Source organism: Psychrobacter sp. UBA2514, assembly GCF_002341255.1.
In the GTDB taxonomy this organism is placed as follows: domain Bacteria; phylum Pseudomonadota; class Gammaproteobacteria; order Pseudomonadales; family Moraxellaceae; genus Psychrobacter; species Psychrobacter pacificensis.
In genome coordinates, this window is sequence record NZ_DDNS01000050.1 from 15,969 (window position 1) to 30,837 (window position 14,869).

The 14,869-nt window shown below is 43.7% G+C and carries 10 protein-coding genes; 7 read left to right on the forward strand and 3 right to left on the reverse strand.

Translation table 11 applies throughout. The features are described from left to right. The first annotated feature begins 176 nt into the window (after nt 1-176). The gene (plsB, locus tag B3V51_RS12140; protein ID WP_212564019.1) at nt 177-3,041 is read left to right on the forward strand and encodes a glycerol-3-phosphate 1-O-acyltransferase PlsB; all 2,865 of its coding nucleotides are present in this window, start codon (nt 177-179) and stop codon (nt 3,039-3,041) included. Nucleotides 3,042-3,139: 98 nt separating this feature from the next. Here the strand turns inward: plsB and ettA are convergent, their stop codons facing one another. Continuing rightward, a complete protein-coding gene (ettA, locus tag B3V51_RS12145) occupies nt 3,140-4,801 on the reverse strand; it encodes an energy-dependent translational throttle protein EttA (protein ID WP_071002540.1) in 1,662 nt (553 codons plus the stop codon). A 431-nt stretch (nt 4,802-5,232) separates the two neighbouring features. On the opposite strand from ettA, the gene B3V51_RS12150 reads away from it, so the two are divergent. The 4 genes from B3V51_RS12150 (at nt 5,233) to B3V51_RS12165 (ending at nt 8,890) form a co-directional block, all read left to right on the forward strand. Beyond that, nucleotides 5,233-6,441: a flavin reductase family protein gene (locus tag B3V51_RS12150; protein ID WP_093069823.1), complete on the forward strand. Its 1,209-nt coding sequence runs from the start codon at nt 5,233-5,235 to the stop codon at nt 6,439-6,441. A 160-nt stretch (nt 6,442-6,601) separates the two neighbouring features. Further along, complete coding sequence (locus B3V51_RS12155; RefSeq protein WP_093069821.1) at nt 6,602-7,969, forward strand: fatty acid desaturase family protein; 1,368 nt, start codon at nt 6,602-6,604, stop codon at nt 7,967-7,969. Nucleotides 7,970-8,193: 224 nt separating this feature from the next. Further along, the gene (locus B3V51_RS12160) at nt 8,194-8,487 is read left to right on the forward strand and encodes a GNAT family N-acetyltransferase (RefSeq protein ID WP_071002545.1); all 294 of its coding nucleotides are present in this window, start codon (nt 8,194-8,196) and stop codon (nt 8,485-8,487) included. A 109-nt stretch (nt 8,488-8,596) separates the two neighbouring features. Next, nucleotides 8,597-8,890 (forward strand): 4a-hydroxytetrahydrobiopterin dehydratase, encoded by a 294-nt coding sequence (locus B3V51_RS12165; RefSeq protein WP_071002546.1) that lies wholly within the window; start codon nt 8,597-8,599, stop codon nt 8,888-8,890. 110 nt (nt 8,891-9,000) lie between these two features. Here the strand turns inward: B3V51_RS12165 and B3V51_RS12170 are convergent, their stop codons facing one another. Further along, nucleotides 9,001-9,156, reverse strand: a complete 156-nt coding sequence (locus B3V51_RS12170) for a DUF1328 domain-containing protein (protein ID WP_021814049.1) — start codon at nt 9,154-9,156, stop codon at nt 9,001-9,003. Nucleotides 9,157-9,581: 425 nt separating this feature from the next. Here B3V51_RS12170 and B3V51_RS12175 point away from each other — a divergent pair, with 425 nt between their 5' ends. Continuing rightward, nucleotides 9,582-10,868, forward strand: coding sequence for a saccharopine dehydrogenase family protein (locus B3V51_RS12175; RefSeq protein ID WP_286708498.1), 1,287 nt, complete (start codon nt 9,582-9,584; stop codon nt 10,866-10,868). Between the two features lie 722 nt (nt 10,869-11,590). Further along, a complete protein-coding gene (locus B3V51_RS12180; protein WP_286708499.1) occupies nt 11,591-12,121 on the forward strand; it encodes a hypothetical protein in 531 nt (176 codons plus the stop codon). A 115-nt stretch (nt 12,122-12,236) separates the two neighbouring features. Here the strand turns inward: B3V51_RS12180 and B3V51_RS12185 are convergent, their stop codons facing one another. After that, a complete protein-coding gene (locus B3V51_RS12185) occupies nt 12,237-14,780 on the reverse strand; it encodes a Tex family protein (RefSeq protein WP_286708500.1) in 2,544 nt (847 codons plus the stop codon). Nucleotides 14,781-14,869: the final 89 nt, after the last annotated feature.

Sequence of the window (14,869 nt, forward strand, 5' to 3'; positions counted from 1 at the left end):
ATTATTACGCCAAATATCGTAACTTTCAAATACTTGACCGTTTTATATCATTGCTCGCTTACTAGTGAGTAACCCAATAGTATTAATATTAGCAGTATATACAGACACTATATATCGCTTTAGTGGCTTTTATGGCATCATAAGCGCAACATATTTGACTATTTTTGATACTGATTATGATACCGAAGTTCCTAAAAAAACGGATTTTTAAAGCGCCAGTCAGCACTGACCGCACTTCTGAAACTGACGCGGGTCCAATCGTCACCAAGCCTTACGCTAATGCTCCGATCAATCAGCTGTATCGTAAACTATCGGGACAGCTACTCGATGTTGCTGTCAAACCGAAATTATTGGGTGAATTGCCTGATTTTGATAGCGACGAGCAGGTACTTAGATTTTATGTGCTACAGGATTATTCTCGCTCCAACAGTATTTTGATCGATTTGCAGACGCAAGAGCATAACTTGCCGCCTGCATTGGTTGGGGTCAATGACGCGGCTCACAATATCAAAGAAAATGCAGCCATCATATTTTTGAATCACCCAAGTGCCAAAGACAATCAGTTGTCTCCGCGCCTTTCTCGCTTAGTCTCTGCGGTTTTGCAATATCCAGAGCTAAAGGTGCGCCTAGTACCCGTATCTATCCTGTGGGGACGCGCCCCTGAAAAAGAAGACTCGCTATTTAAACTATTAACCGCTGACAATTGGCAAGACCCGAGTATCAGCAAGCAGTTATTTAATATCGGCGTGATGGGCCGTGATACCTTTGTACAATTCCACCCACCCCAAGATTTGCGTACTATCATCAATGATAGCCTCAAAGGTGAAAGCGCGGGCCCTAACGTTTTTGACTCAGTTTCTGAAGGCTCAGTTTCTAAAGACTTGGTTTCTAAAGATTTGGTTTCTAAAGATTTGGTTTCTAAAGATTTGGTTTCTGAGGATTCAAGTACTAAAAGCTCACCTGCTACAGACTCACAAGATACTGAATCAGCAACGACGGATAATGATGTCAAAACTGATGCTGAAAAATCACCTAGCTATACGCTCGTGGCGGCTGCTGATGGCAATCGTGAACTCGTGCGGATGCTACAGCAGCAATTGACGATTTATTTAGACAAGCAGCGCGCCAGTATGCTGGGCCCTGATTTGTCGGATAGACGTAATTTGGTCGATAAACTGGTCTACTCGCCAGCGATTAAGCACGCAATAGAGCTGGAAGCTGCCGAAAAAGGCACCAGCGTACGCGACGCTCGTAGTCAAGCGCGAGGATACGCCAATGAGATGGTGAATGACTATTCTCATTCCATTATTCGTGGGTTTTATAAGTTTTTAACGTGGTTATGGACACAGTTATATGACGGTGTCGAAGTCCATCACTTTGAGCGAGTACGTGACCTTGCGACCGATTATGAGCTGATTTATGTGCCGTGCCATCGCAGCCATGTTGATTATCTATTGTTGTCTTATGTCATCTATAAACGCGGTTTGAGTATCCCTTATATCGCAGCAGGTGATAACTTAGATGTGCCAGTATTGGGACCGTTATTGCGCGGCGCTGTCGCTTTTTATATTCGTCGTAGCTTCCGTGGCAATGCCCTTTATACCGCCGTATTGCGTGAATATATGCATACCCTTATCACGCGTAATACGCCGATCGAGTACTTCATTGAAGGTGGTCGCTCACGTTCAGGTCGCCTACTACCGCCCAAAATGGGTATGCTGGCGATGACGGTACATAGCCAGTTACGTCAAACCAATAAGCCTGTGGTGTTCATCCCAACTTATATTGGTTATGAGCGTATTATGGAAGGCGGCACTTATATCGGTGAGTTAAAGGGCAAACCAAAAGAATCAGAATCGTTGATTGGGCTACTCAAAGTGGGTCGTAAAATTGAGCGTATTTTTGGTAATGTACATCTAAGTTTTGGTACACCGCTGCATCTTAGCGATTTTATGACAAAGTTCGATGTTCCAGCCAACAGCTTACCGTCCGATCGCACCGACTCCCCACTCGATGAAAAAGCCAGTGCCATGGTCGATAATATCGGTGTAAAAGTCATGCAGCACATCAATAAAGCTGCCGTGATAACGCCTGTGTCGCTGCTATCATTGGTACTACTATCCGCACCGAAAGCGGCACTGGATGAAAACAGTTGCCGTGAGCAAATCGCTTTGTACCAAGGCCTTGCGCAACAGCTTCCTTATGCAGATGACACTGTCATCACAGATATGAGCCCGCAAGAAATCATTGATTATGGCATCAAGCTAAAACTCATAGAGCGTACGCCGCACATCTTGGGCGATATCATTCAGGTCGCTGGCAAGCAAGCGGCATTGCTCAGCTATTTCCGCAATAACATTCTACACGTCTTTATCTTGCTGTCTTTCTTATCAGCGCTAGTGGCACGTAACGGCCGTATCAAACGCAGTCGTTTAGATAGTATCGCTGAGCAGTTATACCCATTCTTGCAAGGTGAGCTGTTCTTATACTACCCAGCGCATGGTTTGGCGGAGACGCTCAACAAAAAAGTCGATAGTTTACTCTCTCATGGGTTGATTGTTGAGTTGGGTGATGACACGCTTAGTGTTCCTGAGTCTAATAGCAAGCGCTATCAACAGCTACAAGTACTGGCGACACCCGTTGGGCAAAGTCTTGAGCGTTATTTTATGACGCTTGCCCTACTCGCTCAGCAGGGCTCTGGTAATCTGACCGAAAGCGAAGTCGTTGACCTGTGCCATTTGCTTGGACAACGCTTGTCTGTACTGTATGCCGATGATATTCCTGACTTCTTTGATCGCGCATTATTTACTAGCTTTATCAGCGCTTTGACTCGTCTTGATTATCTACAAAAAGATGATGAAACGGGCATATTGACCTTTGACCATCGTATCAATGACATCGCCAGTCATGCCAAATATGTGCTGACGCCTGATATGATGCAAATCTTGCAGCAAGTCGCAAGTTTAAACGAAGAAGAAATCACTCGTGCTATTACTGAGATTAGTAATAAAAAGCAGCGTAAATTTGGGCGTAAGCGTTAATCGTTAGTCATGACTTTTAAACAATTAAGCTAAACAAAAAAGACCGCTATTGATTAGCGGTCTTTTTTTATGCAGTTCCAATATACCAAACAATGGTATTAGTTGGTGATTTTCTTATACTTAGCACGCTTAGGCGTGGCGTCATCACCCATTGTCTTTTTACGATAGGCTTCAAACTCACTGTAGTTGCCATCGAACCACACTGGGCCTTCTTCTTCAAACGCCAAGATGTGGGTGGCGATACGGTCAAGGAACCAGCGATCATGCGAGACGACCATGACCGTACCTGGGAATACTTGAATCGCATCCTCTAGCGCACGTAAGGTTTCAACGTCCAAGTCGTTCGAGGGTTCATCGAGTAGCAGTACGTTTGCGCCCTGCTTTAGGGTTTTTGCCAATTGCAAGCGGTTACGCTCACCACCTGATAATTGACCGACATGTTTCTGCTGGTCTGAGCCTTTAAAATTAAAGCGGCCGATGTACGCACGGCTTGGCGTGGTGTAGTCACCGACAGTAATCATGTCAAGACCGTCTGATACTTCTTCCCAGACGGTCTTTTTGTCGTCTAGGTTGTCACGCACCTGACCGACATAGGCAACCTTGACACTTTCGCCCAAATCAACCGAACCAGTATCTGGGGTATCACGCTCAGTAATCATGTTAAATAGCGTGGTTTTACCCGCACCATTTGGACCGATGATACCAACGATAGCACCCGCTGGGACATTGAAGCTTAGGTTTTCATACAATAAACGATCGCCAAACGACTTGGAGATGTTATTGACCTCGATAACTTTATTACCTAGACGCGGACCGGGCGGAATATAAATCTCTGAGGTCTCATTTCGCTGCTGGAATTCTTTTGAGTTCAGCTCTTCAAAACGCTGTACGCGCGACTTAGACTTCGCTTGCTGACCCTTTTGATTTTTACGAATCCACTCAAGCTCTTTTTTCAGCGCTTTGGCAAACGACTCTTCTTGCTTCTGTTGTTCCTCTAAGCGCTTGTTTTTTTGCTCTAACCATTCAGTATAGTTACCTTCATACGGGTAGCCATAGCCTCGGTCAAGCTCCAAAATCCACTGCGCCACATTATCCAAGAAATAACGATCATGGGTAATGGCAACGATAGTGCCGCTATAGTTTTGCAAGAATTGCTCAAGCCAAGCGACTGATTCGGCGTCCAGATGGTTAGTAGGCTCATCGAGTAGCAGCATATCGGGACGTGATAGTAGCAGGCGACATAAAGCAACACGGCGTTTTTCACCACCTGACAGTTTACTCACGTCCGCGTCCCATGGTGGCAGACGTAGCGCATCGGCGGCTTTCTCTAACTGGTTATTTAGATTGTGTGCATCCCATGACTGGATAATGTCTTCCATTTTGCCCTGCTCTTCAGCAAGTTTGTCAAAATCAGCATCCGGTTCGGCATACTCAGCATAGATTTGGTCTAAGCGCGCTAACGCATCTAACGCCTCACGCATGCCGTCCTCGACGTTGCCGCGCACATCTTTGCTGTCATCGAGTTGTGGCTCCTGCGGCAAGTAACCAACTTTGGTTCCTGTTTGCGCACGTGCTTCACCGCTGAACTCAGTATCCACACCCGCCATAATACGTAGCAAGGTCGACTTACCTGCCCCATTGATGCCTAAGACACCAATTTTGGCACCCGGGAAAAAGGACAGATTGATATTTTTTAAGATTTCACGCTTAGGGGGAACAAGTTTTGACACGTTGTTCATCGTGTAAATATATTGAGCCATTAACACTCCGATAGACTGCATAGAAGAGAACAGCAAATACCACTCAGCGCTGCTGCCAAGCGTGCCGTAACTCAAAATCAGGGTTACAAATTATCGTTCATTATCGCATTGTGGCGCATACCCTGCAAGCTAACAGGTTGTTTTACCCCTTGTTTTGCAGCTTTTGTCATAGAGTATCGCTGTTTCTGGATAAAAGCGGGCAAAAATATTTTTCTGAGGTTACGAGCTTAACATTCTGATTCATTGCTGTTTGATAAAAACCACAAAAAATAGCATCAAAACTTTCGCAAAGTTAATCAATAGCCGTTAACATATTAGAGTGGCTTAACAGCGCAAAAAATAATGGTTTAGTATGCCATTAATGAAACTGGCTATAAGCTGAGTCATTATTTCTCATATATTTTTAATAATATTTATACAGGTACTGATTAATGGCCAACGGCTATCGCCCTGAAATAGTTCAACGTGCGTTTGTCGATTTTATCGGGTCGCGCTTACATCCGTTTTGGTCATTGACGACACCCAAGCTACGCCTTATTGCTCGATACGAGATGAGTGATGATTTAATTGCACTGCAATTTGAGACCAATCGAGCGTTTAGGCAGCAGATATCCAAAGGGGCAGATGATTGGCAAGGCGGTCAGTATCTTGATTTACGTGTTTTTATCGATGGGGTTTATCATCAGCGCAGCTATTCACTCGTAGGATTGGCGAATCAGCCATTGTGGTGGCAAGATGATGCCGTCATTACTAAGTCAGCAAAAAGCCAACGCCATACGGTTACTATTGCTGTTAAACCGCAAGGGTTAGTATCTGACTATTTGACCAAGCAACTGTCGCTATCTAGCATCGTTGATACCAGTATGCCACTGGGTCATTTTACTTTGGCACAGGCAAAGACAAGTTTAGATAATAGAGAACCAGATAACCAAAAACTACACCCTTTATTATTTGTCGCTGGCGGTAGCGGTATCACGCCTATGCTAGGACTTATTGCGCAAGCACTAGCAGACGGACATCAGGTAGCGTTGCTACATTATAATCGAACGAAACTTGCCCAGTTTCAACATCAGTGGCAACAGCTGAGCGATATCTATCCAGCCTTCAGCTATCATTTTATCCATACTGATAACCCTGCGACTTATTTGGCTGGCGAACGATACTTAAGTGCAGAGGGTCTGTTATCACTTAATCTACCATTGGTAGATACTCAGATATTTGCCTGCGGTTCACAAGCGTTATTAGCTGGCTTATATAAAGCAGTGTCAGAAATCATTTTACCGCAAGGCAATCAGCTACGTGACAATATTATTATAGAGAATTTCGGTAGCGCACTGCCTGATTTTGATAGCGGTGGTAATCAAGTACTAGATAATGCACTACAGACAGAGTCGCATACGGTGTATTTGCGATCACGGCAACGGCAGTTCGATAGCGACACTACATTATTGGTCGCTGCCGAAAACGCAGGTATACGACTGGCGCATGGTTGTAGGCAAGGAATTTGCCAGTTGTGCCGCTGCAATAAAGTGAGCGGCGTGGTCAAAAACATCCAAACTTACAAGATAAGTAGTGATGGTTACGAGTCTATCCAAACCTGCATCAATATCGCCATGACAGACGTGGTGTTAGACATTTAGCCCTGCTGAAATTAAAAATACGACCACCAACCCCTGACTATCGCCCTCTTAAAACCAAAAAATAGACTGATGTTAATTCATATTGTATGCTAAAACTTAGATGACTCATAAAATCGAATCCAGTGCTGCTTATTCGTGCCATTTCGGTTAAGGATTATATATGCGCTTATTACCACCTATTGATACAGCACATTCTGCCGTACCCATGTTGACGCCTTTGTCCGATGCACAGTTGGCAAGAGATAGTAGCGAGCAGCCAACTCTATCATCACAGCAAACGCCTTATCCCACTGTGACGCAGGCGCCTTTACCCAAAGCACAAAGTGATGCCTTGACAGTAGAATTAAATGCGCTATATGAAGGTGTGATGGACTCATTAGGTAGCGATGACGCCAAATACATTCAGCGGATTTATGCGACTGTGGTCTATAGTGAGCTTGTCGCCCGTGGTTTACTGGCTGTCGCAGGACGCATGTCATCACGCCGCTCGCAGATAGGGGCTTGGCTGTTGGGTACGTCAATACTTAGTTTTAGCAAAATACTCAACAATATGGAGCTTGGGCATAATGTCATGCATGGTCAATACGACTGGATGCAGCATCCGCATCTGAACAGTCAGAAGTTTGATTGGGACATTGTCTGCCCTGTCCCATTATGGCAACACTCGCACAACTATCTACACCATACGTTTACCAATATTGTTGGGCGCGACCATGACGTTGGCTATCACTTGATTCGGGTGACAGATGAGCAGCCTTGGACGCCAGAAGATCGCTACAATATGTTTAGTACTGCCGTATTGGCCTTTGGCTTTGAGTGGGCGGTTGCCTTTCATGATATTCAGATCAGTGTCGATGAATACGCCGACTCCCCTAACTTGCATAAAATCATGCAGCAAAAATCTCGTGCACTATTTGCCAAAATTGCCCGCCAAGTTGGTAAAGATTATGTGGCTTTGCCAGCCGTAGCCGCCTTGACCTTAGGTCGTCGTAGCGCTATGAGCACACTGAGTGGCAACATAGCAGCCAATACGGTTCGTAACCTGTGGACGTGGGCGGTGATTTTCTGTGGCCATTTTACAGAGCAGGCTCACATCTATACCCATCTCGATGCGGATGAGAGCGAAGGCGACTGGTACGTGCGTCAGATTCTTGGCTCTAGTAATATCAAAGGGAATAAATGGTTTCACATTTTGACTGGCAATTTGTCTCATCAGATTGAGCATCATATCTTTCCTGATATGCCAGCTAGCCACTATGCCAGTATTGCCCCGCAAGTAAAAGCCATCTGTCATAAATATGATTTGCCTTACAACACTGGGCGTTTTAGCACACAGCTACGACAAGTAATAGGACGTATTCATCACTTTAGTAAGCCCAGCGAGCAAAAGTGGCAAGCCTACCAGTCGGTATCGGCTGCGGATACCACCACTCACTCACATAAGTCGACACCAGAGAGCGAGACAGCAAAGGGTCTTAGTCGATTCTTACCACCCGTCGTTCGTAAAGCGATAGCTTATATATGGTGATATATTCACATTTTTAACGCAGATTAAAAGACATTAATACTATTAACAATCGTCATAACGACTATTACGGTAAGCGACTAGATTGTTTGATATCAATCATACATACTCAACCAAGCACAAAATATTTACTGATGACGTAGTATTTAATAAATCTGCCTTCTTCATTCATCCTTAGAAAATATGGCAGTTATTAAAAATTCGATAATAATAAATGGAGTTGTATCATGAGTAACCAAACCACTAAATCAGCACTAGATATCACACATAATCAAGCAGCGAATCGTTTTGAGACTACCGTCGATGGTCAGACGGGCTATATCAGCTATCAAGACCGTGATGACACCCTCGTCTATGACCACACGATCGTTCCGCGACAGTTAGGCGGTCAAGGTGTCGGTTCAGCACTAGTCAAACATGCGCTAGATTACGCCCGTGAACATGATAAAAAGGTTGTGCCGCAATGCTCGTTTGTGGCCTCATATATCAGCAAGCACCCTGAGTACCAAGATTTGGTATAGCTTACCGCCCTTTATCCCAAACAACTAGTATGCAGCAATTTTAGATTAGGAGATCCATCCCAATATAACTTTTAATAAACCAATCCGTATAACAATAAAGGTTATTAATATGAGTAGTTTATCTGACAAGCAAATTGATCTACAGTTAGAAGAGCTTGCTGGTTGGCAGCGTGATGGCAATAGTATCGTCAAGACCTATCACTTCAGCGATTTTATTGAGGCGATGAGTTTTATGAACCAAGCGGCATTTTATGCTGAAGCACTCGAACATCATCCGGAATGGCGTAATATATACAATATAGTCGAGGTACGCCTAACCAATCAGGACACCGGCGGCGTTTCTAGTTTGGACATTCGCCTTGCAAAACGCATGGAGCATATCGTGCAACCCAAACGTCTATAGCCTTATATTTCTGTTAAATGAGTAACTGAAGTGCTTTAGTTGAACATAAGAAAAGACCCTCAATTGAGGGTCTTTTTTTATACTGGATTTTTTATAGTAATAAGCTGTGTTTACATTTTGCGACTAACAAACGCCACAATAAATAAAATCACAGCGACTGCTAAGAAGATGTATGCCAGATTAGCAGACAGTCCTGCAACGCCGCCAAATCCTAATAAACTTGCTAGCAGTGCGATTACTGCAAAGATAATAGCCCAACGAAACATAATATTCTCCTCAAATAATTGTTAAAAATCAGATAGTAAATTTTATATAGTATTGATTTAATATAGTATTGATTTAACTTTTTTTCTAATACCAGTCATATCTGCTTACAAACATAGATTAGCAATATTTCTCTTTAAACAACGTGCATTTTAGTAATGATGTCAGTAGATTATGTAAAGTTTGTAGCAAGTGTTAACACCTTTTATTTTTTCTTGTGTCTATAAACATATTATTTAGGATGATGAGCACCTTATTTGCTAAATTATTGATTGTCTTATGGTTGCATATAAATAACATCAAAAATTTCTGAAAAATAGATTTGGCAATGAAAACTGTCGCGACCCCATAAACTTCTAACTTATTCAGACCACTTGGTTTATAGTTTAAAGTCACATTATCATCCAATATATTAAGGACAATACTTATGAGTACCGAGACGGATACCGCAAAAACCGCACAACAAGATACTAGCGACAACCGCCCTTATGCCGTCATCTTATATGGCGCAACAAGCTTTGTCGGACAAATCACCGCTCACTATTTAACCAATTTTTTATCCAATGCTAAAAATAAAGATGGCTCTAACGTCACTTGGGCAATTGCAGGACGTGATGAAGAAAAACTCAATGAGCTACAGTCGAAACTTGAGAGCAAGGTAGATATTATCATTGCCAATAGTAAAGACTCTGCCAGCCTTGATGAGATGACCAAACAGACACAAGTCATCATCTCAACCGTCGGCCCTTACCTCAAATATGGCGAACCTTTGATAAAATCTTGTGCCGAAAATGGTACCGATTACGTCGATCTTACTGGTGAAGCGATCTTTATCAAAGACATGATGGACAAGTATCAAGATACTGCCAAACAAAGCGGCGCACGGATTGTCAACTCTTGCGGCTTTGATTCTATCCCATCAGATTTGGGCGTTTACTTTATGCAAACCAAAGCAGAAGAGAAGTTCGGAGAAGCTTGTAACGTGATTCACATGCGCGTAAAAGCGGCAAAAGGTGGCATCTCTGGTGGTACGATTGCCTCGATGGCTACGATATTCGAAGAGGCTGGTGAAGACAAGGCTCGCCGTAAGCAAGTAGCCAACCCTTATCTACTAAACGATGACACAGATGTGCCCAATGTACGTCAAGACAATGTCAGCAAACCAGAATACGACAGCACCCATAAACGTTGGTTGGCGCCCTTTGTGATGGCGAGTATCAACACACGTATTGTCCATCGCAGTAACCAGCTACTTGGTTATGAATACGGTCGCGATTTTAAATATGACGAAGCCATGTGGATGAAAGATGGTGTCAAAGGTAAGTTATCAAGCTACGCGATGAGCGCGGGTCTACTAGGATTTGCCACTGCCATGATGATTAAACCAAGCCGTGAGTTATTGTCCAAGCATGTATTGCCCAAAGCAGGCACAGGCCCTTCTAAGGATGAGCAGGAAAATGGCTACTTTGATATTCGCCATTTCGGACAAACAGCTAAAAACGACACCATCACGGTCAAAGTTACCGGCGATAAAGATCCTGGTTACGGTAGCACTTCTCGTATGCTCGCGCAGGCAGCATTATGTCTGGCACAAGATATCAGTAAAGAAGTCGTTGGCGGCGGATTCTGGACGCCTGCCTCTGCGATGGGTAATAAGCTCATAGCCCGTTTAGAAGAACATTCAGGTCTGAGGTTTGAAGTTATCGATGGTTAACCGAATGTAAAACATTTAAATAATGATTTATTAACGCTGATGATTTTCATGACCGTATCTTGATAACAAGGTGCGGTTTTTTAATACGCAAATTTTATAGCGCTCATCTATCATATTAGCGAATACTAATAGCGTATTTTTTGGTAATCAATGTTGCGGTTTTTCGATTTTTTAGTACATTATGCTACAGATTTTTAGTCTAATGGCACAGTCATACTCTCCTCAATACGCTAGAACAAAATACATTACGGTGTGATTGTTATAGAGAATATTGATTTAAAATTTTTAATCAAAGTTCACTTCAAAAAACATCATCTAGTAAAAATATTTCTCTAAAACAATATTATTGATCGAATTGATATTAGTCAGAATTTTCCAGTAGTTCGTGTGCCAGATAAAGGTTTTTAGCAGCCTGTTATCGATACAAATACTGGTAAATATATCATTGTTGAATAAAATAGATCCAAATGCTTACTTTATTTCTTAAATGAAATGTGGGTTTAGTAGTTTCACAACGTCACAACAATACACCAAGCTGTTAGAACCTTAATGAGTTTACTACTGAAATGTCTGTTATATAACTGGTACTTTGTTTTTACAAATTATAGTAAGGTCAAACCAAAATCTGGCTGTCCTCAATTATTTGGATTTTAGACATAATTATATATAGATATGGCAGCTGTTTTTAATCATTGTTCATTTATCGAATTTGGAGTTTTATAATGAAAAAGAATATTTTATCGTTAGTCTTAGGAGCGACACTTGTTTTGCCAGCGGCAGCAATAGCTGCACCTGTCAATACCAGTGACATTATGCCAGCAGATATGCGTGCCACTCCTGTCGATAATACTTTGCAAGCCGAAATAGAAGGCCCTGATGGCGAGCTTGTCGCTACTCAACCGGGTGCTGTTGATAACAACAACATGGACGCGATAAATGAAGATATGGAATCTGAAGAAGGTGACATGGACGAAGATATGACCGTTACAGCGGACAAAGAAATGCCTGAAGATCAAGTTAAAGCTGAAGTTGCTCAAGCCAGAGCTGAATTGGCTCAGGCCCGTGCTACCGCTGAACGCCCTACTCAGATGACAAATGACGTTCAAAGCAGCCAAGTAACACCTGCTGACATGCGCGAAAAGCCAGTCGAGATTACCTTACAAGAAAAGAAAAAAGACCGTCGTGGTGAGCTTTTAGCGACTCAGCCTGGTCAAGTGGAATTTAACGAAAACCGTCGTTTCACCATTCGTTAATAATGACAGTGCTTGATTGAATAGTATGATTAATAGTTTACTACTATCAATAAATGACATATAAAAAGGCAGCCAATTGGCTGCCTTTTTTGTTGCACACGGCTATAAATTTTGGCTATTTCTTAGTTTTAGTCACGCCAGCTTCTTGTAACAAGGCGCCAAGTGTACCCATTTTACTAGGTGCTTCCGCTTTATCGTTTTTGATCGGTTTGCTACGGTTACTATTCGTATTGTCCTGACGTTTACCACGTGGCTTAGACGAACGCTTATCAGCAGCAGAACGACTATTATTTGGACGGTTACTATTCGCCTGATTACTGCGTGGACGGCTCACTTTTTCACCACCTGTACTGGTTGCAGTAGACTTAGCAGCCGTACGGACAGATTTTTCAGACTCAGGCTTCATACTAAATCCGATACGACCACGTTTTTCATCGATAGAAATAACACGAACCGATACGATATCACCAGGTTTGACGCGGTTCATGGGATCTGCGACAAAGTCATTGGCCATCTGAGAGATATGGACCAAACCATCCTGATGTACACCGACATCAACGAAACAACCAAAAGCCGTTACGTTAGTGACCACGCCTTCAAGCTGCATACCTTCGCTCAAATCTTTGATGCTATTGACATCATCACGGAAGTTAGCCGTTTTAAATTCAGGACGTGGATCGCGTGCAGGTTTAGCAAGCTCTTCGATAATCGCTTTTACGCTGACATTATCATCGTTAGCAGCCAGCGCAGTCGTATCGATAGCATTCAGTACACCATCGTTACCGATGACTTCTGATAAAGGCTTGCCGGCTTGTGCGAGTAAGCTATCAACCAAGGCATAGCTCTCTGGATGCACGCCCGTTGCATCTAATGGATTGCTACCATTACGAATACGTAAGAAACCTGCTGCTTGCTCAAACGTCTTAGCGCCTAGACGTGGAACATTTTTGAGTGCTTCACGGCTATCAAATGCCCCGTGCTCGCGGCGATAAGTCACGATTTGCTGCGCCACATTACGGTTCAGACCCGCGATATGTGCCAAAATAGCAGGACTCGCTGTATTCACATCCACACCAACCGCATTCACGCTATCTTGAGTCACTTTATCAAGACTATCTGCCAGCTGGTTTTGGTTCACGTCGTGCTGATACTGACCTACACCGATGGCTTTTGGATCGACTTTGACAAGCTCTGATAACGGATCTTGCAAGCGACGTGCGATAGACACCGCACCGCGCACCGACACGTCTAAATTGGCAAGCTCATCACTAGCAAGCTCGCTCGCCGAATAGACGGAAGCGCCTGATTCATTGACGATGACAGCTTTGGCTTTAAGTGCAGCGTTCGCGGCCAAAATCTCTTTAATCATTGCATCGGTTTCGCGACTTGCCGTACCATTACCGATAGCGACCAAATCAACATCATAAGTACTTAATAGCTCATCAATGACTTTTTTGGCTTCATCCATTTTGTTGTCAGGGGCAAACGGATAAACGGTTGCGATGACAGGTTTTTCTTCGCTATCTGACATGACATGACCTTGCGCATCCACAATGGCCATTTTTACGCCATGACGGATACCAGGATCGACACCTAAGATCACTTTAGAGCCTGCTGGTGCAGCCATCAATAAATGCTGTAAGTTACTAGCGAACACATCAATCGCATCTGCTTCTGCAGCTAGGCGCTTTTCGGTCAGTAAGCGGTGCTCGATATGTGGACGCCATTTGTCTTTCCACAAACTACTGGCCGCCTCTGTCAAAAACTCACGGCGTGCTGCTGGCGCTTTGGCATCGACATCGAAATGATTGATAATTTTTTCGATAAATGGTGCGTCTTCGCCTTCGATTTTTAGACCCAAGACGTTTTCTTGACGACCACGTAACATCGCTAATAGGCGATGGTTTGGCAGTCGAGCCAGGCTTTCGCTATGCTCAAAGTAGTCTTTGAACTTTTCGCCAACTTCACGCTTTTCTTCGCTCGCAACGCTCGATACGATACTGGCAGTTTTGGCAAAACCATTGCGTAAGTTGTCCAACAACCCCAATGCTTGCGTCCACTCATCAACGATAATGGCTTGCACACCAGCAAGCTGCTTGTCGATATCGCTAAAGTCAACGTCGATCTCATTACCACTATCATCAGTGATACTTGACTGAACTTGATAATCAGCCAGCGCCTCTGTCGGGGTGATCTCTTGCGTCAAGACAGCTTGCGCAGCAGCATCGAGTCCAGCGGCACGTGCTTTGGCAGCCGGTGAACGACGACGCGGACGATATGGCAGATAGATGTCTTCAAGCTCAAGCTTAGACGTCGCGTTATCGATACGCGTCTGTAGCTCATCGGTCAAATTGCCCTGTGTGCTCAGTAGCTCAGTGATTTTGAGGCGACGGGTGGCCATGTCACGCTCATAATTCAAAGACTTCTCGAGAGCACGCAGCTGTGCGTCGTCAAGGTTTTGCGTTTTTTCTTTGCGGTAACGCGCAATGAAAGGAACCGTTGCGCCTTCATCATAAAGCTTCACAAACGCATTGACTTGAGCAGTCTTAATGCCAAGCGCGCGAGCAAGCTTGTCGTGAATATTCGCGTGTGTGGTTGCATCCAAAACCTGTGCATTTGTCGAGGTTTGAGATGACGTTAAGGTATCAGTGCTACTCATATACGTATCAATCGTTGAGAAATGTAGTTTTGCATTATAGCAAAAGCTGCATGAATAAAAATCCTTTTTATCTTTTCGTTAATTATCGC